General features: G+C 68.8%; 23 protein-coding genes. 17 read left to right on the forward strand and 6 right to left on the reverse strand.

The window, feature by feature from the left end; translation table 11 throughout:
* The first annotated feature begins 9 nt into the window (after window positions 1-9).
* From prmC to ACFZDJ_RS16935, 15 genes are all read left to right on the forward strand, one after another.
* Window positions 10-855 (forward strand): peptide chain release factor N(5)-glutamine methyltransferase, encoded by an 846-nt coding sequence (gene prmC / locus ACFZDJ_RS16865; RefSeq protein WP_101400688.1) that lies wholly within the window; start codon window positions 10-12, stop codon window positions 853-855.
* Window positions 856-908: 53 nt separating this feature from the next.
* Complete coding sequence (locus ACFZDJ_RS16870) at window positions 909-1,556, forward strand: L-threonylcarbamoyladenylate synthase (protein WP_054233231.1); 648 nt, start codon at window positions 909-911, stop codon at window positions 1,554-1,556.
* Entirely contained in the window at window positions 1,553-2,218 is a 666-nt protein-coding gene (locus ACFZDJ_RS16875; protein WP_054233230.1) for a low molecular weight phosphatase family protein, read from the forward strand. Before ACFZDJ_RS16870 ends, ACFZDJ_RS16875 begins: the two co-directional genes overlap by 4 nt.
* Before the next feature lie 134 nt (window positions 2,219-2,352).
* The gene (gene glyA, locus ACFZDJ_RS16880) at window positions 2,353-3,594 is read left to right on the forward strand and encodes a serine hydroxymethyltransferase (RefSeq protein ID WP_390932025.1); all 1,242 of its coding nucleotides are present in this window, start codon (window positions 2,353-2,355) and stop codon (window positions 3,592-3,594) included.
* A 126-nt stretch (window positions 3,595-3,720) separates the two neighbouring features.
* A complete protein-coding gene (locus ACFZDJ_RS16885; RefSeq protein ID WP_390932024.1) occupies window positions 3,721-5,103 on the forward strand; it encodes an MraY family glycosyltransferase in 1,383 nt (460 codons plus the stop codon).
* Between the two features lie 284 nt (window positions 5,104-5,387).
* On the forward strand, window positions 5,388-5,828 hold the full coding sequence (locus ACFZDJ_RS16890; RefSeq protein ID WP_143602932.1) for a hypothetical protein: 441 nt from the start codon (window positions 5,388-5,390) through the stop codon (window positions 5,826-5,828).
* A 273-nt stretch (window positions 5,829-6,101) separates the two neighbouring features.
* Window positions 6,102-6,872: a F0F1 ATP synthase subunit A gene (atpB, locus tag ACFZDJ_RS16895; RefSeq protein WP_143652209.1), complete on the forward strand. Its 771-nt coding sequence runs from the start codon at window positions 6,102-6,104 to the stop codon at window positions 6,870-6,872.
* A gap of 76 nt (window positions 6,873-6,948) precedes the next feature.
* The gene (locus ACFZDJ_RS16900; protein WP_143628119.1) at window positions 6,949-7,185 is read left to right on the forward strand and encodes a F0F1 ATP synthase subunit C; all 237 of its coding nucleotides are present in this window, start codon (window positions 6,949-6,951) and stop codon (window positions 7,183-7,185) included.
* A gap of 39 nt (window positions 7,186-7,224) precedes the next feature.
* Window positions 7,225-7,773 carry a F0F1 ATP synthase subunit B gene (locus tag ACFZDJ_RS16905; protein WP_168495588.1) on the forward strand — a complete coding sequence of 183 codons (549 nt, stop codon included), beginning with the start codon at window positions 7,225-7,227 and terminating at the stop codon, window positions 7,771-7,773.
* Entirely contained in the window at window positions 7,770-8,594 is an 825-nt protein-coding gene (locus tag ACFZDJ_RS16910) for a F0F1 ATP synthase subunit delta (protein ID WP_384916982.1), read from the forward strand. Before ACFZDJ_RS16905 ends, ACFZDJ_RS16910 begins: the two co-directional genes overlap by 4 nt.
* A gap of 124 nt (window positions 8,595-8,718) precedes the next feature.
* Window positions 8,719-10,308, forward strand: a complete 1,590-nt coding sequence (gene atpA, locus ACFZDJ_RS16915) for a F0F1 ATP synthase subunit alpha (RefSeq protein WP_390932021.1) — start codon at window positions 8,719-8,721, stop codon at window positions 10,306-10,308.
* Between the two features lie 21 nt (window positions 10,309-10,329).
* Window positions 10,330-11,244 carry a F0F1 ATP synthase subunit gamma gene (locus ACFZDJ_RS16920; protein WP_168495592.1) on the forward strand — a complete coding sequence of 305 codons (915 nt, stop codon included), beginning with the start codon at window positions 10,330-10,332 and terminating at the stop codon, window positions 11,242-11,244.
* Complete coding sequence (atpD, locus tag ACFZDJ_RS16925; RefSeq protein WP_390932019.1) at window positions 11,244-12,680, forward strand: F0F1 ATP synthase subunit beta; 1,437 nt, start codon at window positions 11,244-11,246, stop codon at window positions 12,678-12,680. The genes ACFZDJ_RS16920 and atpD overlap by 1 nt, the downstream gene beginning before the upstream one ends.
* A gap of 163 nt (window positions 12,681-12,843) precedes the next feature.
* Window positions 12,844-13,218, forward strand: coding sequence for a F0F1 ATP synthase subunit epsilon (locus ACFZDJ_RS16930; RefSeq protein WP_054233220.1), 375 nt, complete (start codon window positions 12,844-12,846; stop codon window positions 13,216-13,218).
* A 129-nt stretch (window positions 13,219-13,347) separates the two neighbouring features.
* Window positions 13,348-13,794, forward strand: a complete 447-nt coding sequence (locus tag ACFZDJ_RS16935) for a DUF2550 domain-containing protein (protein WP_054233219.1) — start codon at window positions 13,348-13,350, stop codon at window positions 13,792-13,794.
* A 72-nt stretch (window positions 13,795-13,866) separates the two neighbouring features.
* Here ACFZDJ_RS16935 and ACFZDJ_RS16940 read toward each other — a convergent pair whose 3' ends face one another.
* The 3 genes from ACFZDJ_RS16940 to ACFZDJ_RS16950 form a co-directional block, all read right to left on the reverse strand.
* The gene (locus tag ACFZDJ_RS16940) at window positions 13,867-15,705 is read right to left on the reverse strand and encodes a glycosyl hydrolase family 18 protein (protein WP_390932017.1); all 1,839 of its coding nucleotides are present in this window, start codon (window positions 15,703-15,705) and stop codon (window positions 13,867-13,869) included.
* Window positions 15,706-15,814: 109 nt separating this feature from the next.
* Window positions 15,815-16,456 (reverse strand): response regulator, encoded by a 642-nt coding sequence (locus ACFZDJ_RS16945; RefSeq protein ID WP_384916994.1) that lies wholly within the window; start codon window positions 16,454-16,456, stop codon window positions 15,815-15,817.
* A complete protein-coding gene (locus ACFZDJ_RS16950; RefSeq protein ID WP_391059769.1) occupies window positions 16,453-17,682 on the reverse strand; it encodes a histidine kinase in 1,230 nt (409 codons plus the stop codon). Before ACFZDJ_RS16950 ends, ACFZDJ_RS16945 begins: the two co-directional genes overlap by 4 nt.
* A 164-nt stretch (window positions 17,683-17,846) precedes the next feature.
* Here ACFZDJ_RS16950 and ACFZDJ_RS16955 point away from each other — a divergent pair, with 164 nt between their 5' ends.
* On the forward strand, window positions 17,847-18,395 hold the full coding sequence (locus ACFZDJ_RS16955) for a hypothetical protein (RefSeq protein ID WP_391059772.1): 549 nt from the start codon (window positions 17,847-17,849) through the stop codon (window positions 18,393-18,395).
* Here ACFZDJ_RS16955 and ACFZDJ_RS16960 read toward each other — a convergent pair.
* The 3 genes from ACFZDJ_RS16960 to ACFZDJ_RS16970 are packed head-to-tail and all read right to left on the reverse strand — an operon-like array spanning window position 18,392 to window position 20,532.
* The gene (locus ACFZDJ_RS16960) at window positions 18,392-18,964 is read right to left on the reverse strand and encodes a cob(I)yrinic acid a,c-diamide adenosyltransferase (protein WP_384916999.1); all 573 of its coding nucleotides are present in this window, start codon (window positions 18,962-18,964) and stop codon (window positions 18,392-18,394) included. The genes ACFZDJ_RS16955 and ACFZDJ_RS16960 overlap by 4 nt on opposite strands.
* A gap of 13 nt (window positions 18,965-18,977) precedes the next feature.
* On the reverse strand, window positions 18,978-19,727 hold the full coding sequence (locus ACFZDJ_RS16965; protein ID WP_391059776.1) for an ABC transporter permease: 750 nt from the start codon (window positions 19,725-19,727) through the stop codon (window positions 18,978-18,980).
* A gap of 22 nt (window positions 19,728-19,749) precedes the next feature.
* Window positions 19,750-20,532: an ATP-binding cassette domain-containing protein gene (locus ACFZDJ_RS16970; RefSeq protein WP_390932010.1), complete on the reverse strand. Its 783-nt coding sequence runs from the start codon at window positions 20,530-20,532 to the stop codon at window positions 19,750-19,752.
* Between the two features lie 113 nt (window positions 20,533-20,645).
* Here ACFZDJ_RS16970 and ACFZDJ_RS16975 point away from each other — a divergent pair, with 113 nt between their 5' ends.
* Complete coding sequence (locus ACFZDJ_RS16975; protein ID WP_390932009.1) at window positions 20,646-21,287, forward strand: TetR family transcriptional regulator; 642 nt, start codon at window positions 20,646-20,648, stop codon at window positions 21,285-21,287.
* The last annotated feature ends 88 nt before the right edge of the window (window positions 21,288-21,375 follow it).

Here is a 21,375-nt window from a genome sequence, read left to right on the forward strand (position 1 = left end):
AGGACCAGCGTGAACCTGCTGCTCGCGGAAGTGGCCCAGGCCACCCAGCGGCTGGCCGACGCCGGCGTGCCCTCGCCGCGCAACGACGCGGAGGAGCTCGCCGCCTTCGTGCACGGCGTGAAGCGGGGCGAGCTGCACACCGTCAAGGACGTGGACTTCGACGCCCGCTACTGGGAGGTGACCGCGCGCCGCGAGGCCCGCGAGCCGCTCCAGCACATCACCGGACACGCCTACTTCCGCTATCTGGAACTCCAGGTGGGCCCCGGGGTGTTCGTCCCGCGTCCGGAGACGGAGTCCGTCGTCGGCTGGGCCATAGACGCCGTCCGCGCGATGGATGTCGTCGAGCCGATGATCGTCGACCTGTGCACCGGCTCGGGCGCCATCGCGCTCGCGCTCGCGCAGGAGGTCCCGCGCTCGCGCGTACACGCCGTGGAGCTGTCCGAGGACGCCCTCCAGTGGACGCGCAAGAACGTCGAGGGGTCCAGGGTCGACCTGCGTCAGGGAGACGCCCTGGAGGCCTTCAGGGACCTCGACGGCCAGGTGGACCTGGTGATCTCCAACCCGCCGTACATCCCGCTCACGGAATGGGAGTACGTGGCGCCGGAGGCCCGGGACTACGATCCCGAACTCGCCCTGTTCTCCGGCGAGGACGGACTCGACCTCATCCGTGGCATCGAGCGCACCGCGCACCGGCTGCTGCGCCCGGGCGGTCTCGTCGTCATCGAGCATGCCGACACCCAGGGCGGCCAGGTGCCGTGGATCTTCACCGAGGAGCGGGGCTGGGCCGACGCGGCCGACCACCCGGACCTCAACAACCGGCCGCGGTTCGCGACCGCCCGCAAGGCGATGCCGTGAGCGCGCGCATCGTGATCCCCAGCCAGCAGTACGTGTACGAGGAGGCCCGCTAAATGGCACGGCGATACGACACCAACGACGCGACCGACCGCATCACCGGTCTGCGTGAGGCCGCGTCCGCCGTCCGCCGTGGCGAGCTGGTGGTCCTCCCGACGGACACGGTGTACGGCATCGGCGCCGACGCGTTCACCTCGGAAGCCGTCGCCGACCTCCTTGAGGCCAAGGGCCGGGGCCGCAACATGCCCACCCCTGTCCTCATCGGCTCCCCGAACACCCTGCACGGCCTCGTCACGGACTTCTCCGAGATGGCCTGGGAGCTCGTCGACGCGTTCTGGCCGGGTGCGCTCACCCTCGTCGCCAAGCACCAGCCGTCCCTGCAGTGGGACCTGGGCGACACCCGGGGCACGGTGGCCATCCGTATGCCACTGCACCCGGTCGCCATCGAACTGCTGACGGAGGTCGGCCCGATGGCCGTCTCCTCCGCGAACCTCACCGGCCACCCGGCGCCGGAGGACTGTGACGCCGCGCAGGAGATGCTCGGCGACTCCGTCTCCGTGTACCTGGACGGCGGTCCGACTCCCGGCAACGTTCCCTCCTCGATCGTCGACGTCACCGGCAAGGTGCCGGTCCTGCTGCGCGCGGGTGCCCTGTCGGCTGAGGAGCTCCGGAAGGTCGTACCCGACCTCGAGGTGGCGAATTGACAGCCCCTGACGCGGGGCGTGGCATAGGCACGGGGATCACGGGGACCAATGGGTCCCCCAGGGGGTCCTTCCGCATCCTCCACGTCAGCACCGGCAACGTGTGCCGCTCGCCGATCACCGAGCGGCTGACCCGCCATGCCCTCGCGGACCGGCTGGGCGACCCCCTGTGGGGCGGCCTCATCGTCGAGAGCGCCGGCACCTGGGGGCACGAGGGCGCCCCCATGGAGGCCAACGCCGAGACGGTCCTCGCGGACTTCGGCGCGGACCCCTCCGGCTTCGTCGGCCGCGAGCTCCTCGACGACCACGTCATCAGGGCCGACCTGGTCCTCACCGCCACCCGCGACCACCGCGCCCAGGTCATCTCCATGGGCCACTCCGCGGGTCTGCGCACCTTCACCCTGAAGGAGTTCACCAGGCTGGTCCGCGCCATAGACCCGGCCACGCTGCCGCCCCTGGAGGACGGAGTGGTCGAACGCGCCCGCGCCCTGGTCCGGGCGGCCGCCGCTCTACGCGGGTGGCTCCTGGCTCCCACGGCGGAGGCGGACGAGGTCTTCGACCCGTACGGCGCGCCCCTGCCGTTCTTCCGTTCGATCGGCGACGAGATCAACGAGGCGCTGGATCCGGTGGTGACGGCGCTTACCGGGGTGCGGGCGCGCGCGTAGGCCGGCGCGGGCGCGCGCATAGGCCGCTGTGGGCGTTTTCTCTTGGGACGCCCGATAGGCCGTAATACCGGGCGTCCCACCGGTCCCGGTTCTACATTGGACGTAGCGCACCCCGCCGAGGCCCGGAGTCCACCATGCCGGTCACACAAACGCTGGAAGCGGATGTTCTGCGTCTGCAGGACCCGGAGCTCGCCGAGATCCTGATGGGGGAGCTGGCGCGGCAGTCGACGACGCTCCAGCTGATCGCGGCCGAGAACTTCACCTCGAAGGCGGTGCTGACCGCCCTCGGGTCGCCGCTGGCGAACAAGTACGCCGAGGGGTATCCCGGCGCCCGCCACCACGGCGGCTGCGAGATCGTCGACGTCGCCGAGCGCCTCGCCGTGGAGCGCGCCAAGGCCCTCTTCGGCGCCGAGCACGCCAACGTCCAGTCCCACTCCGGATCTTCGGCCGTCCTCGCCGCGTACGCCGCCCTGCTGCGGCCGGGGGACACCGTCCTGGCCATGGGGCTGCCGTTCGGCGGCCACCTCACGCACGGGTCGCCCGCGAACTTCTCCGGCCGCTGGTTCGACTTCGTCGGGTACAGGGTGGACGCGGAGAGCGGGCTCATCGACTACGAGCAGGTGCGCTCACTGGCCCGTACGCACCGGCCGAAGGCCATCGTCTGCGGGTCGATCTCCTACCCCCGGCACATCGACTACGCGCTCTTCCGGGCGATCGCCGACGAGGTCGGCGCCTATCTCATCGCAGACGCCGCCCACCCCATCGGCCTGGTCGCCGGGGGAGCGGCGCCCAGTCCGGTGCCGTACGCCGATGTCGTCTGCGCCACCACCCACAAGGTCCTGCGCGGCCCCCGCGGCGGCATGATCCTCTGTGGCGGCGAGCTGGCCGAGCGGGTCGACCGGGCCGTCTTCCCGTTCACCCAGGGCGGCGCCCAGATGCACACCATCGCCGCCAAGGCCGTCGCGTTCGGCGAGGCCGCGACGCCCGCCTTCACGGCGTACGCACATCAGGTGGTCGCCAACGCGAAGGTGCTGGCCGAGGGGCTGGCCGCGGAGGGGCTCGTCCTCACCACCGGGGGGACCGACACCCACATGCTCACCGCGGACACCGCTCCGCTCGGTCTCGACGGACGCGGCGCACGAGGCCGTCTCGCCGCCGCCGGAATGGTCCTCGACACCTGCGCGCTGCCCCACGGCGACGCACGCGGCCTGCGCCTGGGCACGGCCGCGCTGACCACGCAGGGGATGGGCGAGGCGGAGATGGCGCAGGTCGCGAAGATGTTCGCGGCGGTGCTGCGGGACGAGACCGACAGCAAGCGGGTGCGTGAAGAAGTACGGGATCTGGCCGGGAGATTTCCGCCCTATCCGGACGAGTGAGGGGTACACGCACACGTGTGCACAGCCACTCGTGCAACCATCGTCGCTACCCGGAAGTCCCCAACCATATGCGCGCATCGCTAGGGTGTGGGGCTGAGATGGCCAGCGAGACCTGTGGGGAAGCCCGTGCGTGAATATCTGCTGACGCTCTGTATCACGGCCGCGGTGACGTATCTGCTGACAGGGCCGGTACGGAAGTTCGCGATCGTGGCCGGAGCCATGCCGCAGATCCGGGCACGCGACGTGCACCGGGAACCCACGCCGCGGCTCGGCGGCATCGCGATGTTCTTCGGTCTGTGCGCCGGTCTGCTGGTCGCCGACCATCTGCGGAACCTCAACGCCGTCTTCTCCGACTCCAACGAGCCCCGCGCGCTGCTCTCCGGCGCCGCGCTGATCTGGCTGATCGGTGTCCTGGACGACAAGTTCGAGATCGACGCCCTGATCAAGCTGGGCGGCCAGATGATCGCCGCGGGTGTGATGGTGATGCAGGGTCTGACGATCCTGTGGCTGCCCATCCCGGGCGTCGGCCTGGTCGCGCTGACCCAGTGGCAGGGCACCCTGCTCACCGTGGCGCTGGTCGTCATCACGATCAACGCCGTGAACTTCGTCGACGGCCTCGACGGTCTCGCCGCCGGCATGGTGTGCATCGCCTCCGCCGCGTTCTTCCTGTACGCGTACCGCATCTGGTACAGCTACGGCATCGAGGCCGCCGCCCCGGCGACCCTCTTCGCGTCGATCCTCATGGGCATGTGTCTGGGCTTCCTGCCGCACAACATGCACCCCGCCCGGATCTTCATGGGCGACTCCGGCTCGATGCTGATCGGCCTGGTGCTGGCCGCCGGTGCGATCTCCATCACCGGGCAGATCGACCCGGACGCGATGAACCTGTTCTCCGGTTCGGAGCGCAACACCGTGCACCAGACGGTGCCGGTCTACATCCCGCTGCTGCTGCCGCTGACGATCATCGCGGTCCCGGCCGCCGACCTGGTGCTCGCCATCGTGCGGCGCACCTGGCGCGGTCAGTCGCCCTTCGCCGCCGACCGCGGCCACCTGCACCACCGCCTCCTGGAGGTCGGCCACTCGCACAGCAGGGCCGTCCTGATCATGTACTTCTGGTCGGCGCTGATCGCCTTCGGAGCGCTCGCCTTCTCGGTGAACTCGGCGTCCATGTGGATCGTGCTCGGCATCGCGGCGCTCAGCGCGGTGGGTCTCGTACTGCTCCTGCTGCCGCGCTTCACGCCGCGTGCCCCGCGCTGGGCCGAGCACCTGGTGCCGCCGCGCTACCGCCGCCGTCGCAGGGTCGCCCTGGCGGCCGAGGCGGAGGCGGCCGTGGCCTCCGTCGCGTACGAGGAGCCGGCGTCCCACGAGAAGGCGGCCCAGGAGCGGGAAGAGGGCGTGCGCGAACACCGTTCCCCGGTCACCACGGGTGTCTCAGGAGCCAACGGAGCAACGGCAATTGGTGCCCGTGCGCGCTTCCTTGAAGCGCGCAAAGCCGAATCTTCACGCTGACGCAAAGTAAGAATTCCGCAAGAGGGATCACCGGCAAACCGCGTCAATACCAGACAAGTCGCCCTCGATATTGCACAAACGCGCAGGTTCACTCTCATGTGTGACAGCGAGCACACCTTCTAGGTAAAGACCGCATCAAATAGTTTGTGATACGGTTCACGAGAACCCGGGATAGAGCCGAAGGACCGTAGTGAGACGGCCCCTTGGCGTGAGGTTCTCTCTCAGCCCGGGACTACGCTCGTCCATGACGACACCCTGCCCCCGAAGCAAGCGGAGTTGCCGCCATGCCGTCCAATGACGCCCGGAACCTACTGCACACCGCTGTCCCCACAGCGGCTGTCGGCGTGATCGCCGTCGCCGTCAGTGGCGTGGTCGCGGGTGGCAAAGGCGCGCTCGGCGCGGGCATCGGCACACTGCTGGCCATCCTCTTCATGGGGATCGGCCTCTACGTCCTGCAGTGGACGGCAAAAACGCTCCCGCAGTTGTTCCAGGCCATGGGTCTGATGCTCTATGTCGCCCAGCTCCTGCTGCTCCTGATCTTCGTGGCACTCTTCAAGAACACGTCTCTGTTCAACCCCAAGGCGTTCGCGGTCGGTCTCGTCCTCGCGACCGTCGTGTGGATGGCGGCGCAGGCGCGGGCGCACATGAAGGCCAAGATCTTCTATGTCGACCCCGAACCCGAGAAGAAGAGCGAGAAGCCCGAGAAATCAGGGTCCTCGTCGTGAGGGGTAGGGGTGGGATAAAGCCATGTGGGAGATCCTGCTATCGTCCGGTGCCAACTGCGGCATCGCGGGCGCGGGCATCTGAGCTGACGCCTGCTCAATCGCGAGGCTTGATGCCCCACAGCCGCCCCCACATTCGTTACACCAGTCCAGTGCCGAACCGCGGCTGCGCGCCGCGCCGACACAACGAGGTTGCCGTACCTATGCGTCACGCCGAAGGAGCCCGTGGTGAGTGCTGACCAGACCCAGCTCGCCTTTGACTGGAGCTGTCGGATCATGTCCGACAACGGGTGTGGCTTTCCGGCTCCGGGCCTGCACTCGTTCCTCTTCAAGCCGATCGCCACGGTGGGAGGGTTCGAGTTCAACAAGGTGATGTTGCTCGCCCTGCTCACCTCGATCGTCGTCGTCGCCTTCTTCTGGGCGGCCTTCGGCAAGGCCAAGGTGATCCCGGGCAAGCTGCAGATGGTCGGTGAGGCCGGTTACGACTTCGTGCGCCGCGGCATCGTCTACGAGACGCTCGGCAAGCGCGAGGGCGAGAAGTACGTCCCGATCATGGTCTCGCTGTTCTTCTTCATCTGGATCATGAACATCTGGTCCGTGATCCCGCTGGCGCAGTTCCCGGTCTCGTCGGTCTTCGCCTTCCCGGTGGTGCTCGCCGCGATCGTCTGGATCATGTGGGTCTCGGTCACGTTCAAGCGCCACGGCTTCGTCGGCTTCTTCAAGAACATCACCGGCTACGACAAGTCGCTCGGCGGCGTGCTGCCCCTCGTCATGGTCATCGAGTTCTTCTCGAACCTGATCGTCCGGCCCTTCACGCACGCGGTCCGACTCTTCGCCAACATGTTCGCCGGCCACCTGATGCTGGTCATGTTCACGGTCGCCTCCTGGTACCTGCTGAACAGCTACATGATCCCCGCGGCCGGTGTCTCGTTCGTGATGACCGTCATCATGATCCTCTTCGAGCTTTTCGTGCAGGCCGTCCAGGCGTACGTCTTCGTGCTGCTGGCCTGCTCGTACCTCCAGGGCGCGCTCGCCGAGCACCACTGAGTCACCGCCCCCCGAAAGCCCCAGAACGTCCGGTGGCCAACCCCCGCCGGTCCAAGAAAGAGAAGGAAGAATCAGCATGGCTGCCACTGAGACCCTCGCCGCTCTCTCCGGTTCGATCGGTTCCGTCGGCTACGGCCTCGCCGCCATCGGCCCCGGCGTCGGCGTCGGCATCATCTTCGGTAACGGCACCCAGGCCCTGGCCCGTCAGCCCGAAGCTGCTGGCCTGATCCGCGCCAACCAGATCCTCGGCTTCGCCTTCTGTGAGGCGCTCGCCCTCATCGGCATCGTCATGCCGTTCGTTTTCGGTCAGTAATTCACCCCTTACTGACACGAATCGACGAAAGGCACTGATGTGATCGCCAACCTGGTACAGCTGGCGGCCGAGGAGAAGCAGAACCCGCTCATCCCGGCCGGCCCCGAGCTGCTCGTCGGCGCCATCGCCTTCGCCATCGTGTTCTTCTTCTTCTGGAAGAAGCTCCTCCCGAACATCAACAAGGTTCTGGAAGAGCGCCGCGCGGCGATCGAAGGCGGTATCGAAGAGGCCGACGCCATGAAGGTCGAAGCCCAGAGCGTGCTGGAGCAGTACAAGGCCCAGCTCGCCGAGGCACGGCACGAGGCCGCGCGGCTGCGCCAGGAGGCGCAGGAGCAGGGCGCCACGCTCATCGCCGACATGCGTGCGGAAGGCCAGCGGCAGCGCGAGGAGATCATCGCCGCCGGTCACTCGCAGCTCGAGGCCGACCGCAAGGCCGCCTCGCAGGCGCTGCGACAGGACGTGGGCAAGCTCGCCACCGACCTGGCCGGCAAGCTCGTCGGTGAGTCCCTCGAGGACCACGCCCGGCAGAGCCGCGTCATCGACCGCTTCCTCGACGAGCTCGAGGAGAAGGCCGAGGCGACTCGATGACCGCACACGGAGCAAGCCGCGAGGCCCTCGCTGCAGCTCGTGAGCGTCTCGACGCGCTGACGGACTCGACGTCCGTGGACGCGGTCCAGCTCGGCGACGAGCTGGCCGCCGTCACCGCGCTGCTCAACCGCGAGGTGTCGCTGCGTCGGGTCCTGACCGACCCGGCGCAGCCCGGCGAGGCCAAGGCCGAGCTGGCCCAGCGCCTGTTCGGCGGCCAGGTCGGCGGGCCGACCGCGGACCTGGTGGCCGGCCTGGTGCGCTCGCGCTGGTCGCAGTCGCGTGACCTGGTGGACGCGCTGGAGGAGCTGGCGAGCATCGCCGACCTCACGGCCGCCCAGCGGGCGAACGCGCTCGACGACGTCGAGGACGAGCTGTTCCGCTTCGGCCGGATCGTCTCCTCGAACACCGAGCTGCGCGCCGCGCTGACCGACCGCACCGCCTCGAAGGCGGCCAAGAGCGAGCTGCTGCACAGCCTGCTCGGCGGCCGGGCCAACCCGACCACCGAACGCCTGGTGACGCGCCTTGTGGCCGCGCCCCGGGGACGTAGCCTGGAGGCGGGACTCGAGTCCCTGTCCAAGCTCGCCGCCGAGCGCCGCAACCGCATGGTCGCCGTCGTCACCTCGGCGGTCCCGCTGAGCGACGGACAGAAGCAGCGCCTCGGCGCCGCTCTGGCGAAGCTCTACGGCCGCCCGATGCACCTCAACCTCGACGTGGACCCCGAGGTCATCGGCGGGATCCGGGTGCAGGTCGGCGACGAGGTCATCGACGGTGCCGTCGCGGACCGACTCGAGGACGCGCGCCGACGCATCGTCGGCCAGTAGCAACTCAATACGCGTAACCACGTAGTACTTACGGCCCTGGTTGGGCCGTGCAGAGGATTCCTGGGGGCTGACCCCAGACCCCCCAAGAAAACTTCGGGCCCAACAAGGAGAGCAGGGAACCCAGATGGCGGAGCTCACGATCCGGCCGGAGGAGATCCGGGACGCGCTGGAGAACTTTGTCCAGTCGTACAAGCCGGACGCGGCCTCGCGCGAGGAGGTCGGTACGGTCACCGTCGCCGGCGACGGTATCGCCAAGATCGAGGGCCTTCCCTCGGCGATGGCGAACGAGCTGCTGAAGTTCGAGGACGGAACCCTCGGCCTCGCGCTGAACCTGGAAGAGCGCGAGATCGGTGCGGTCGTCCTCGGCGAGTTCAGTGGTATCGAGGAGGGCCAGCCGGTGCAGCGCACCGGTGAGGTGCTGTCCGTCGCCGTGGGCGAGGGCTACCTCGGCCGCGTCGTCGACCCGCTCGGCAACCCGATCGACGGCCTCGGCGAGATCGAGACCACCGGCCGCCGCGCCCTCGAGCTGCAGGCCCCGGGCGTCATGGTCCGCAAGTCGGTGCACGAGCCGATGGAGACCGGCTACAAGGCCGTCGACGCGATGACCCCGATCGGCCGTGGCCAGCGTCAGCTGGTCATCGGCGACCGTCAGACCGGCAAGACCGCGCTGGCCGTCGACACGATCATCAACCAGCGCGACAACTGGCGCTCGGGCGACACCAAGAAGCAGGTCCGCTGCATCTACGTCGCCATCGGTCAGAAGGGTTCGACCATCGCCTCCGTGCGTGGCGCCCTCGAAGAGGCCGGCGCGCTGGAGTACACGACCATCGTCGCCGCCCCGGCGTCCGACCCGGCCGGCTTCAAGTACCTTGCGCCGTACACCGGTTCGGCCATCGGCCAGCACTGGATGTACGAGGGCAAGCACGTCCTCATCATCTTCGACGACCTCTCGAAGCAGGCCGACGCCTACCGCGCCGTGTCCCTGCTGCTGCGCCGTCCGCCGGGGCGCGAGGCCTACCCCGGTGACGTCTTCTACCTGCACTCCCGTCTGCTGGAGCGCTGCGCGAAGCTCTCCGACGAGATGGGCGCCGGTTCGATGACGGGTCTGCCGATCGTCGAGACCAAGGCGAACGACGTGTCGGCGTTCATCCCGACCAACGTCATCTCCATCACCGACGGCCAGTGCTTCCTGGAGTCCGACCTGTTCAACGCCGGCCAGCGTCCGGCCCTGAACGTCGGTATCTCGGTCTCCCGCGTCGGTGGCTCCGCCCAGCACAAGGCGATGCGCCAGGTGTCCGGCCGACTGCGTCTGGACCTCGCCCAGTACCGCGAGCTGGAGGCGTTCGCCGCCTTCGGTTCCGACCTGGACGCCGCGTCGAAGTCCCAGCTGGAGCGCGGTCAGCGACTGGTCGAGCTGCTCAAGCAGCCTCAGTACCAGCCGATGGCCACCGAGGACCAGGTCGTCTCCGTGTGGGCCGGTACCACCGGCAAGATGGACGACGTACCGGTCACCGACATCCGCCGCTTCGAGACGGAGCTCCTGGAGTACCTGCACCGCAAGGAGCAGGGCCTCATGACCTCCATCAAGGAGGGCGCGAAGATGTCGGACGACACCCTCACCGCCATCGCGGACGCCATCGCGGACTTCAAGAAGCAGTTCGAGACCTCGGACGGCAAGCTTCTCGGCGAAGACGTTCCGGCCGCGGCCAAGTGACGTAAGGAAGGGACCTGACTCATGGGAGCCCAGCTCCGGGTCTACAAGCGTCGCATCCGATCCGTCACCGCGACCAAGAAGATCACCAAGGCGATGGAGATGATCGCCGCCTCGCGTGTCGTCAAGGCGCAGCGCAAGGTGGCGGCCTCCGCGCCGTACGCGACCGAGCTCACCCGCGCGGTCACGGCGGTCGGCACCGGCTCGAACACCAAGCACCCGCTGACCACGGAGGCGGAGACGGCGACCCGTTCCGCGGTGCTGCTCCTCACGAGCGACCGCGGACTGGCCGGCGCCTTCAACTCCAACGCCATCAAGGCGGCGGAGCTGTTGACCGCCCGTCTTGAGGCGGAGGGCAAGGAGGTCGACACGTACATCGTCGGCCGCCGCGGTCTGGCCCACTACAACTTCCGTGAGCGCACGGTCGTGCAGTCGTGGTCGGGCTTCACCGACGAGCCCACCTACGCGGACGCCAAGAAGGTCGCGGCGCCGCTGATCGAGGCCATCGAGACGGCGACGGCGGACGGCGGCGTGGATGAACTCCACATCGTCTACACCGAGTTCGTCTCGATGATGACGCAGACGGCGGTCGACGGCCGCCTGCTGCCGCTGCGCCTCGAAGAGGTCGCGGAAGAGGCGCCCAAGGGCGAGATTCTTCCGCTGTACGAGTTCGAGCCGTCGGCGGAGGACGTCCTCGACGCCCTGCTGCCTCGGTACGTCGAGAGCCGTATCTACAACGCGCTGCTCCAGTCGGCTGCCTCCAAGCACGCCGCCACCCGCCGCGCGATGAAGTCGGCGACCGACAACGCGGGAGACCTGATCACCACGCTCTCCCGTCTTGCCAATGCGGCCCGCCAGGCCGAAATCACCCAGGAAATCAGCGAGATCGTCGGTGGCTCCGCAGCCCTTGCCGACGCGACCGCGGGGAGTGACAAGTAATGACGACGACTTCTGAGACGGCCGTTGCCACGGGCCGCGTCGCCCGGGTCATCGGCCCGGTCGTCGACGTGGAGTTCCCCGTCGACGCGATGCCGGACATCTACAACGCCCTTCACGTCGAGGTGGCCGACCCGGCCAACGCCGGCGAGAAGAAGACGCTGACCCTGGAGGTCGCCCAGCACCTGGGTGACGGCCTGGTCCGCACGATCTCCATGCAGCCCACCGACGGTCTGGTCCGCCAGGCCGCGGTCACCGACACGGGCACGGGCATCACCGTCCCCGTCGGTGACTTCACCAAGGGCAAGGTGTTCAACACTCTCGGTGAGGTGCTGAACTCCGAGGAGAAGTACGAGGGCGAGCGCTGGTCCATCCACCGCAAGGCCCCGCGCTTCGACGAGCTCGAGTCGAAGACCGAGATGTTCGAGACCGGCGTCAAGGTCATCGACCTTCTCACCCCGTACGTCAAGGGTGGAAAGATCGGTCTGTTCGGTGGTGCCGGTGTCGGCAAGACGGTGCTCATCCAGGAGATGATCTACCGCGTCGCCAACAACCACGACGGTGTCTCCGTGTTCGCCGGTGTCGGTGAGCGCACCCGTGAGGGCAACGACCTCATCGAGGAGATGTCGGACTCGGGCGTCATCGACAAGACCGCGCTTGTCTTCGGTCAGATGGACGAGCCCCCGGGTACCCGTCTGCGCGTGGCTCTGGCGGGTCTGACGATGGCGGAGTACTTCCGTGACGTCCAGAACCAGGACGTGCTGTTCTTCATCGACAACATCTTCCGCTTCACGCAGGCCGGTTCCGAGGTCTCGACCCTGCTCGGCCGTATGCCCTCCGCGGTGGGCTACCAGCCGAACCTGGCCGACGAGATGGGTCTCCTCCAGGAGCGCATCACCTCGACCCGTGGTCACTCGATCACCTCGATGCAGGCGATCTACGTCCCCGCGGACGACCTGACCGACCCGGCCCCGGCCACCACGTTCGCCCACCTCGACGCGACGACGGTTCTGTCCCGTCCGATCTCCGAGAAGGGCATCTACCCGGCCGTGGACCCGCTGGACTCCACGTCCCGCATCCTGGACCCGCGCTACATCGCGGCGGATCACTACGCCGCCGCGATGCGGGTCAAGTCGGTCCTGCAGAAGTACAAGGACCTCCAGGACATCATCGCGATCCTCGGTATCGACGAGCTCGGCGAGGAGGACAAGCTCACTGTCCACCGCGCCCGTCGCGTGGAGCGCTTCCTGTCCCAGAACACCCACGTCGCCAAGCAGTTCACCGGCGTCGACGGGTCGGACGTCCCGCTGGAGGAGTCGATCGCGGCCTTCAACGCGATCATCGACGGTGAGTACGACCACTTCCCGGAGCAGGCGTTCTTCCTGTGCGGTGGCATTGAGGACCTCAAGGCCAACGCCAAGGAGCTCGGCGTCTCCTGAACCTCGCGTAACTGAGGGACTCCGGTCCCTGAGGAACTCGTGTTCGTAAGGGAGGGGGACGGGACCGCACCTCGCGGGGCGCGTCCCGTCCCCCTCCGTACGCCCATTAGACTTTGACCCAACACCCGGCGGCCATGCCGGGTGGTGACCCGAGGAGCCCACCTTGGCTGCTGAGCTGCACGTCGAGCTCGTCGCCGCGGACCGCAGTGTCTGGTCCGGCGAGGCCACCCTGGTCGTCGCGCGTACCGCGTCCGGCGACATCGGCGTCATGCCCGGTCACCAGCCGCTGCTCGGTGTGCTGGAGTCGGGCCCGGTGACCATCCGTACGAGTGATGGTGGAACGGTCGTCGCCGCGGTGCACGGCGGTTTCATCTCGTTCGCCGACAACAAGCTGTCACTGCTGGCCGAGATCGCCGAGCTGTCGGACGAGATCGACGTCCAGCGTGTGGAGCGGGAGCTCGAGCGCGCGAAGGCGGAGGGCGATGCCTCCGCCGAGCGCCGCGCGGACGTCCGTCTGCGGGCGGTGTCGGCGCGCTGAGTCGCCGCGCTGTGTGATGCTTTGCCTCAGCCGCGGCGGGGACCGGATCACTCCGGCCCCCGCCGCGGCTGAGGCAAATGCGGAGGTTTTTTCTTTTCCGTTACCTAGGAGACGAGGAGGTCGGTGTCGATGGTCCTCGCTCTGACTGTGTGCGGATTGGTAGTGGCGCTCGTGGTGGTGGGGCTGTTCGTCTTCGGCCTCCGCCGCCGGCTGATCCAGCGTTCCGGAGGCACGTTCGACTGCAGCCTGCGCTGGGACGTCCCGGAGAAGAGCGACCCGAACGGAAAAGGCTGGGGCTACGGCGTCGCCCGCTACAACGGCGACCGCATCGAGTGGTATCGCGTCTTCTCGTACTCCCCGCGCCCGCGCCGCGTCCTGGAACGCTCGGCGATCGAGGTGGCCGGCCGCCGCACTCCGGACGGGGAGGAGGAACTCGCCCTGCTCTCCGACGCGATCATCCTGGCCTGCGTGCACCGGGGCACCCGCCTGGAACTGGCGATGAGCGAGGACGCGCTGACCGGTTTCCTCGCGTGGCTGGAGGCAGCCCCGCCCGGACAGCGAGTGAATGTGGCCTGAAAGGCCACATTCACTCGCTGGGTGGGGGGTCCCCCCGGACGAAGTCTGGGGAGCGTCAATGTGGCCCAGCGGCTATCCCAGTCCGCTGTTGATCGCGCTCACCAGTTCGCCGTTGCTGGTGTCTCCGCTGAACTCCCAGAAGAACGCGCCGCCCAGGCCCTGGTTCTTGGCCCAGGTCATCTTCGTGCCGATGGTTGCCGGGGTGTCGTAGGACCACCAGTTGCTGCCGCAGTGCGCGTACGCCGTCCCCGCGATCGTGCCGGTGGCGGGGCAGGACGTCTTCAGCACCTTGTAGTCCTCGATGCCCTGCTCGTACGTTCCCGCCGCCGGACCCGTGGCCGTGCCGCCCGGTGCGTCCTGGGTGACGCCCGTCCAGCCGCGGCCGTAGAAGCCGATGCCGATCAGCAGCTTGCTCGCGGGCACGCCCTTCGCCTTGAACTTGGCGATCGCGTCGGCGGTGGTGAAGCCCGGCGTCGGGATGCCGCTGTACGAGGTGAGCGGGGAGTGCGGGGCGGTCGGGCCCTGTGCGTTGAACGCTCCGAAGAAGTCGTACGTCATCACGTTGTACCAGTCGACGTACTGCGAGGCGCCCGCGTAGTCGGCGGCGTCGATCTTGCCGCCGGAGGTGCCGTCGGCCGTGGTGGCCGCGGTGACCAGGTTGCCCGTGCCGAATTTGGCGCGCAGGGCCTGCATCAGGTTCTTGTAGGCCGCGGCCCCGCTGGTGTCGCAGGACAGACCGCAGGCGTTCGGGTACTCCCAGTCGATGTCGATGCCGTCGAAGACGTCGGCCCAGCGCGGGTCCTCGACCAGGTTGTAGCAGGACTGGGCGAAGGCGGTCGGGTTGGCCGCGGCCTGGGCGAAGCCGCCGGACCAGGTCCAGCCGCCGAAGGACCAGAGGATCTTGATGTTCGGGTACTTGGCCTTCAGCTCGCGCAGCTGGTTGAAGTTGCCGCGCAGCGGCTGGTCCCAGGTGTCGGCGACGCCGCTGACCGACTGGTCGGCGGTGAAGGCCTTGTCGTAGTCGGCGTAGGAGTCGCCGATCGCGCACTGACCGTTGGTGACGTTGCCGAAGGCGTAGTTGATGTGCGTGATCTTCGCCGCCGAGCCCGAGGTCACCAGGTTCTTGACGTTGTAGTTGCGGCCGTAGATGCCCCACTCGGTGAAGTAGCCGAGCTTGACGGCGTTGCCGGTCGGGGGCGGGGTCGTACCGCCGCCCGTGGTGTGCACGGCGACCGCGCCGCTGACCGGACCGGTCTGGTCGGCGGTGTCACGGGCCTGGACGGTGTACGAGTAGTCGGTGCCGGCGGTCAGACCGGTGTCCGTGTACGAGGTCGTGGTCACGGTGGCGACCTTGGTGCCGCCGCGCAGGACGTCGTAGTTCTTGACGCCCTTGTCGTCGGTGGCCGCGCTCCAGGAGAGCTTCACCGAGGTGTCGGTGATCGCGGAGGCGGTGGGGGTGCCGGGCGCGCTCGGTGGGTTGTCACCGGGGACGGTGGTGCCGCCGTCACAACTGCCGCCGTTGAGCGTGCAGTTGGTCGGAGATCCCGTGCCGGCGCCGTTGAAGCCGAAGGAGACGGAGGCGCCCGCGGCGAGGGTGCCGTTGTACGACTTGTTCTTCGCGGTCCAGTGGGTGCCGGAGGAGGTGACGTCCGCGTCCCAGGCCGAGGTGACGGACGTACCGGAAGGGAAGTCCCAGTCGATCGTCCAGGAACTGATGCTGGTGGTACCGGTGTTGGTGACCGTCCACTTGCCTTCGAAGCCCGTACCCCAGTCCTGGGTCTTGGTGTACGTGGCGGTGGCGGAGGTGGCTGCCGAGGCGGGGCTCGCGAGCCCGACGAGGGCGGCGAGCGGAAGCAGCAGAGTGGTGAGTCCTGCCACGGTTCGCTGTCGGAATCTGGTTCTGAAGCGCATGATGCCTCTCCTCGGGAGTGTCGTGGGCATGGCTAAGCGCAGTGCGGCGAGAATAGAAAGGTCTGGACCATAGGTCAATAGGTCTGGACCAGTGCGCCCGCGCCGTGAGTCAGACCCCCAACTCCTGCGCCAGCACGGCCGCTTGGACCCGACTACGCAGCTCCAGCTTCCCCAGCAGACGGCTGACGTGGGTCTTCACCGTCGCCTCCGCCATGTCCAGCCGTCCCGCGATCTCCGCGTTGGAGAGCCCCTCACCCAGGCAGGACAGCACCTCCCGCTCCCGGCGCGTCAGCGCGTCGAGCACGGCCGGGTCGGCGCTCGGCTCCCGTACCGGCTTCGCGGCGAACTCGGCGATCAGCCGACGCGTCACGGCCGGGGCGATCAGCCCCTCGCCGCTCGCCACCGTCCGCACCGCCACCAGCAGATCCCTCGCCTCCGTGTTCTTCAGCAGAAACCCCGAGGCGCCCGCGCGCAGCGCCCCGAAGACGTACTCGTCGAGGTCGAAGGTGGTGAGCACGAGCACGTCGGCGAGGTGCTCGGCGACGACCTGACGGGTGGCGGACACCCCGTCGAGCCGGGGCATCTGCACATCCATCAGAACGAGGTCCGGGCGGAGCTCGCGGGCGAGCGCGACCGCCTGCTCGCCGTCCGCGGCCTCGCCGACCACCTCGATGTCGGGCGCGCTGCGCAGGATGAGGACGAGCCCGGCCCGTACGGCGGACTGGTCCTCGGCGACGAGCACGCGGATCATTCGGTTTCTCCTTGGACGAGGGGCAGGGTGGCACGTACGGCCCAGATCTTGCCGTCCCTGCCGTCCCCGCCGTCCCTGCTGTTCTTGCCGTTCCCGCTGTCGGGGGAGGGCTCGGGCCCCGCCTCGAAGCTGCCGCCGAGCAGGTCGGCCCGCTCCCGCATACCCACGAGACCGGTGCCGGAACCGGGGGCGCGGGGGCCGCTCGGACCGCCGTAGGCACTGGTCACCGCGATGGCGAGCGAGCCGTCCCGCTGGGCGAGGGTCACCGTGACGCGGCCCTCGGGCGCGTGCTTGAGGGCGTTGGTCAGCGATTCCTGGACAATGCGGTACGCGGCGAGTTCGACCGGGGCGGGCACCGTGCCGTGCTCGGTGGTGAGCGTGACGTCGAGCCCGTTGGCGCGGGCGCCGGCCACCAGGGCGCCGAGACCGTCGAGGGTGGGGGCCGCGGCCGGTTCGCGGTCGCCGCTGCCGTCGCGCAGGATCCCGATCAGCCGGCGCATCTCGGCGAGCCCCTCGACGCTGTTCTCACGGATGACGGTGAGCGCGTCCTTGGACGTCTTCGGGTCGTCGAGGGAGAGCGCGGCCGTGGAGTGGATCGCGATCGCGGAGAGATGGTTGGCCACCATGTCGTGCAACTCCCGTGCCATCCGGGCCCGTTCGGCGGTGACGGCCTGGGCGCGGTCCATCTCGGCGAGCAGGGCCGTCTGTTCGGCGCGCAGCCGTTCGGCGACGGCGGTGTCGCGGTGGTTGCGGACGATCCAGCCGGTGGCGGCGGGAGTGAAGGTCACCAGGCCGGTGTACGCGCCGATCAGCAGCCCCTCCGGCCTGTGCCAGGCCGCGACCGGCCACACGGTCGCGATCACCGTGACCAGCCCGGTGATCCAGGGGATACGGCGGGCCGCGCCGGGGGAGCCGTACAGGACGGCCGCGTAGACCAGGTCCGTGAACATCACGACCGTGACCAGGCTGCCGCGGGTCAGCAGGTCGGCGACGAGCGCGAGGGTGCCGACGAGCAGGGCGGTGCGCGGCCGTGTCCGGCGCAGCAGCTCGCAGCAGGCCATCACGGCCAGCGGCACCAGGACGGCCCAGCCCTGGTCCACACGGGAGACCGGATCGTCCGGCGTACGGCTGTAGAGACCGACGCTCCACAGGAAGAGCCCGCCGAGCAGTCCACCGACCGCGATGCCCACGTCGTCGCGGTGGGGGCGGGGCGGTCGCCTGGCCATGACTGCGTCCATGACCTCATCCAACACGGTGCACCGGGCCGTCGCCTGATGCCCAGGAAGGGTCCGGAACTGCATCTTTCGATGTACCGGGACTTCGTCACCGCCGACGACGATCCGCGCCGCCCCGGACGCGAGCCTGGAGGGGTGACCGAGAGGAGCGAACCGTGATCGTCGGGTTGATCGTCGCGTGCGAGGCCGGCTTCTGGGTGCTGCTGGCCGCCGGCCTCGCCGTCCGCTATCTGCTGAGGCTGCGCCGCACGAGCGTGGTCCTGCTGCTGTGTGAACCCCTGCTGGAGGTGGTGCTCTTCGTGGCGACGGCGATCGACCTCAGGAACGGCGCCGAGCCGAGCTGGGAACACGGCCTGGCCGCGCTCTACCTCGGCTTCACCGTCGCCTACGGCCACTACACCATCCGCCGGCTGGACGGCCACGCCGCGCACCGCCTGGCCGGTGGCCCGCCCCCGCCGAAGCCCCCGCGCTTCGGCCTGCGCCGGGCCGCCCACGAGGGCCGCCTCTGGCTCCGCACCCTCCTCGCGGCGACCGTCGCGTGCGCCCTCCTCCAGGGCGCGATCTGGTTCGTCGGCGCCGGCGACACCTCGTCGCTGCGCGCCTTCCAGTGGGTGGCGCTACGGGCGGTGGGGCTCCACGGCCTGATCGCCCTGACGTATCTGCTCTGGCCCGAACGGGCCCCGGTCACCCACGACAGAACCTAGCGCTCGCCCCCCGGCACCCACAGCACGTCCCCGGTCTCCTTGTTGGCGGTGCGGGCCAGGATGAACAGCAGGTCGGAGAGGCGGTTGAGGTAGGTCGCGGTGAGCGGGTTCATCACCTCCGCGTGCACCTCCAGGGCCGCCCATGTCGAGCGCTCGGCCCGTCGTACGACCGTGCAGGCCTGGTGGAGGAGGGCCGCGCCCGCCGTGCCGCCGGGCAGGATGAAGGAGCGCAGCTTCTCCAGCTCGTCGTTGAAGCGGTCGCAGTCCGCCTCCAGCTTGTCGATGTAGAACTGCTCGACGCGCAGGGGCGGGAACTTCGGGTCCTCGACCACCGGGGTCGACAGGTCCGCGCCGACGTCGAAGAGGTCGTTCTGGACCCGGGTGAGGACCGCGACGATCTCCTCGTCGAGACCGCCCAGCGCGATCGCCGTCCCGATCACCGCGTTCGCCTCGTTGGCGTCCGCGTAGGCCGAGATCCGGGGATCGGTCTTGGCGACCCGGCTCATGTCCCCGAGAGCGGTGGTGCCCTGGTCGCCGGTCCTGGTGTAGATGCGCGTCAGATTGACCATGAGGCCAGCGTAGTTATGCTCCGGCCTTCCGGAAGACACGTGTGCCCACCGTCACGGAGAGCGCCACGAGGCCGAGGGCGACCAGGACGCCGTACAGCATGTGGGCCGTGGCGTACGAGCCCACGTACGCGTCCCGCACCGCGTCCACCAGATAGCGGAACGGCATGAAGTGCGAGAGCACGTCCAGCCAGCCGGGAGCCAGTGTCATCGGGAGCATCAGGCCGGACAGCAGCATGGCCGGCATCGTCATGGCGTTGATGGCGGGGCCGAACTCCTGCGGGGTGCGGACGTTCATGGCCAGGGCGTAGGAGAGGGAGGCGAGGGAGAGGGTGAGCAGGGCGACGAACGCGAAGCCGATCAGGATGCCGGCGAGTGGCGCGCGCAGCCCCATCGCCAGTGCCGCCAGGACCAGCAGCACCGCCTGGAAGACGAAGACGGCGGCGTCGCGCAGGACCCTGCCGAGCAGCAGCGCGAGCCGGCTCACGGGGGTGACCCGCATCCGTTCCACGATTCCCTGGCTCTTCTCGATGATGATCGTGAAACCGGCGAACGCGGCTCCGAACAGCCCGAGTTGAAGCAGCAGTCCGGGGACCAGGACCTGCCAGGAGTCGCCCCGCGAGCCGAGCGGCAGGCCGGTCAGGAGCGGGCCGAAGAAGAGCAGGTACAGCAGCGGCATCAGGACGCCGAAGAGCATTGCGAAGCGGGAGCGGAGGGTCTGGCGGGCGTAGCGCCCGAAGATCAGCGCGGTGTCGTGGAGAAGCATCGGTTCCTGGGTCCTCTACGTCCTATACGGCCACGGGGTCGGAGTCGGTGGGTGCCGGGCCGCGCCCGGTGATCGCGAGGAACGTGTCCTGGAGCGACGCGTCGGGCGCACCGCCGTGCGTCAGCTTCAGCGCGCTCGGTGTGCCGTCGGCCACGACCACTCCCCGGTCGACGATCACGAGCCGGTCGGAGAGGGCGTCCGCCTCGTCGAGGTAGTGCGTGGTCAGGAAGACCGTGGTGCCGTGCTCGTCGCGCAGCCGGCGGACCAGGTCCCACAGGTCCGCGCGGCTGGCCGGATCCAGGCCGGTCGTCGGCTCGTCCAGGAACAGCACCCGCGGGCGGTGCGTGAGCGCCATCGAGATGTCCAGGCGGCGGCGCTGCCCGCCGGAGAGCGCGGCCGTCCTGCGGTCGAGCAGTCCGGTCAGGTCCAGGTCGTGCGCCAACTCCTCGGCCCGTTCCTGTGCCTGAGCCCTCGGCAGGCGGTACAGCCTCCCCTGGGTGACCAGTTCCTCCCGCACGGTCACGTGCGGGTCGACGCCTCCCGACTGCGCCACATAGCCGCTGGCGCGGCGCACCCCGGCGGGGTCGGTGGCCAGATCGCAGCCCGCGACGGTGGCCGCGCCGCCGGTGGGCTTCAGCAGGGTGGTGAGCATGCGCAGCGTGGTCGTCTTGCCCGCGCCGTTCGGGCCGAGGAAGCCGAGGATCTCGCCGGGCCGCACGGCGAGGTCGATGGAGCGGACGGCCTCCACGAGGCCGCGTTTCGTCCGGAAGGTACGCGCCAGACCGGCCGTACTGATGATTGCCATGCCCCCAGAGAAACAGAGTCCCTGAAAGTTTGCAATGACACCAAGATTTCTCTGTCACCAATATTTCTATGCGCCCAAGGTTTCATCGGCTCCAGCGAAGCTACGATGCGGACATGGCTGAAGGGCTCAGGGAGCGGAAGAAGCGGCAGACCCGGCAGTACATCTCGGATGTCGCCACCGGTCTGTTCTTGGAGCGCGGCTTCGACGCGGTGACGGTCGCGGAGGTCGCGGACGCCGCGGACGTCTCCGTCAACACCGTCTACAACTACTTCCCGACCAAGGAGGACCTCTTCCTCGACCGCTCCCAGGGTGTCGTCGACCGGCTCGCCCGCTGGGTGCGCGGCCGGGAGAAGGGGGAGTCGGCCGCCGTCGCCGTGCTGCGCGAACTGCGTGACGAGGTCGCGGCGGTCTCGCCGCGGGTCGGCCTGATGGACGGATACGCCCGCTTCATGCAGGTCATCCACGCGGCTCCCGCCCTCCGTTCACGGCTGTGGGCGATCGGTCAGGAGGTGCTCGACAACCTGGAGGAGGCGCTGCGCGAGGAGACCGCCGCGTCCGCCGACGACCCGCTGCCCGGTCTGATCGCAGGACAGATCAACTGGGTCCACCAGACGGTCATGGCCGTCATCGGCCGGGAGATGATGGCCGGCCGCAATCCGGACGAAGTATCACGTGAGGTACTTCTTCTCCTCGATGACATGGAGGAGCTGTTGAGCGAGAAGGTGCTCAACTACGCGGTCCGCGACGCGGGGTGAGCCATCCGGTGTGATGTCCGTCAGATGAGACGTGACGCGCATTACTTACCGGTCACACAGGCCCTCACGAGCGCTAGTGTCCGCCCGA

It is taken from the genome of Streptomyces sp. NPDC007896, assembly GCF_042959425.1.
Lineage (GTDB): Bacteria > Actinomycetota > Actinomycetes > Streptomycetales > Streptomycetaceae > Streptomyces.

Coding starts and splice junctions, on each gene's coding strand:
- ACFZDJ_RS16870 (WP_054233231.1), top strand. CDS start 909: ATGGCACGGCGATACGACACCAACGACGCGACCGACCGCATCACCGGT.
- glyA (WP_390932025.1), top strand. CDS start 2,353: ATGCCGGTCACACAAACGCTGGAAGCGGATGTTCTGCGTCTGCAGGAC.
- ACFZDJ_RS16890 (WP_143602932.1), top strand. CDS start 5,388: ATGCCGTCCAATGACGCCCGGAACCTACTGCACACCGCTGTCCCCACA.
- atpB (WP_143652209.1), top strand. CDS start 6,102: ATGTCCGACAACGGGTGTGGCTTTCCGGCTCCGGGCCTGCACTCGTTC.
- ACFZDJ_RS16900 (WP_143628119.1), top strand. CDS start 6,949: ATGGCTGCCACTGAGACCCTCGCCGCTCTCTCCGGTTCGATCGGTTCC.
- ACFZDJ_RS16910 (WP_384916982.1), top strand. CDS start 7,770: ATGACCGCACACGGAGCAAGCCGCGAGGCCCTCGCTGCAGCTCGTGAG.
- atpA (WP_390932021.1), top strand. CDS start 8,719: ATGGCGGAGCTCACGATCCGGCCGGAGGAGATCCGGGACGCGCTGGAG.
- ACFZDJ_RS16920 (WP_168495592.1), top strand. CDS start 10,330: ATGGGAGCCCAGCTCCGGGTCTACAAGCGTCGCATCCGATCCGTCACC.
- atpD (WP_390932019.1), top strand. CDS start 11,244: ATGACGACGACTTCTGAGACGGCCGTTGCCACGGGCCGCGTCGCCCGG.
- ACFZDJ_RS16935 (WP_054233219.1), top strand. CDS start 13,348: ATGGTCCTCGCTCTGACTGTGTGCGGATTGGTAGTGGCGCTCGTGGTG.
- ACFZDJ_RS16940 (WP_390932017.1), bottom strand. CDS start 15,705: ATGCGCTTCAGAACCAGATTCCGACAGCGAACCGTGGCAGGACTCACC.
- ACFZDJ_RS16945 (WP_384916994.1), bottom strand. CDS start 16,456: ATGATCCGCGTGCTCGTCGCCGAGGACCAGTCCGCCGTACGGGCCGGG.
- ACFZDJ_RS16950 (WP_391059769.1), bottom strand. CDS start 17,682: ATGGCCAGGCGACCGCCCCGCCCCCACCGCGACGACGTGGGCATCGCG.
- ACFZDJ_RS16960 (WP_384916999.1), bottom strand. CDS start 18,964: ATGGTCAATCTGACGCGCATCTACACCAGGACCGGCGACCAGGGCACC.
- ACFZDJ_RS16965 (WP_391059776.1), bottom strand. CDS start 19,727: ATGCTTCTCCACGACACCGCGCTGATCTTCGGGCGCTACGCCCGCCAG.
- ACFZDJ_RS16970 (WP_390932010.1), bottom strand. CDS start 20,532: ATGGCAATCATCAGTACGGCCGGTCTGGCGCGTACCTTCCGGACGAAA.
- ACFZDJ_RS16975 (WP_390932009.1), top strand. CDS start 20,646: ATGGCTGAAGGGCTCAGGGAGCGGAAGAAGCGGCAGACCCGGCAGTAC.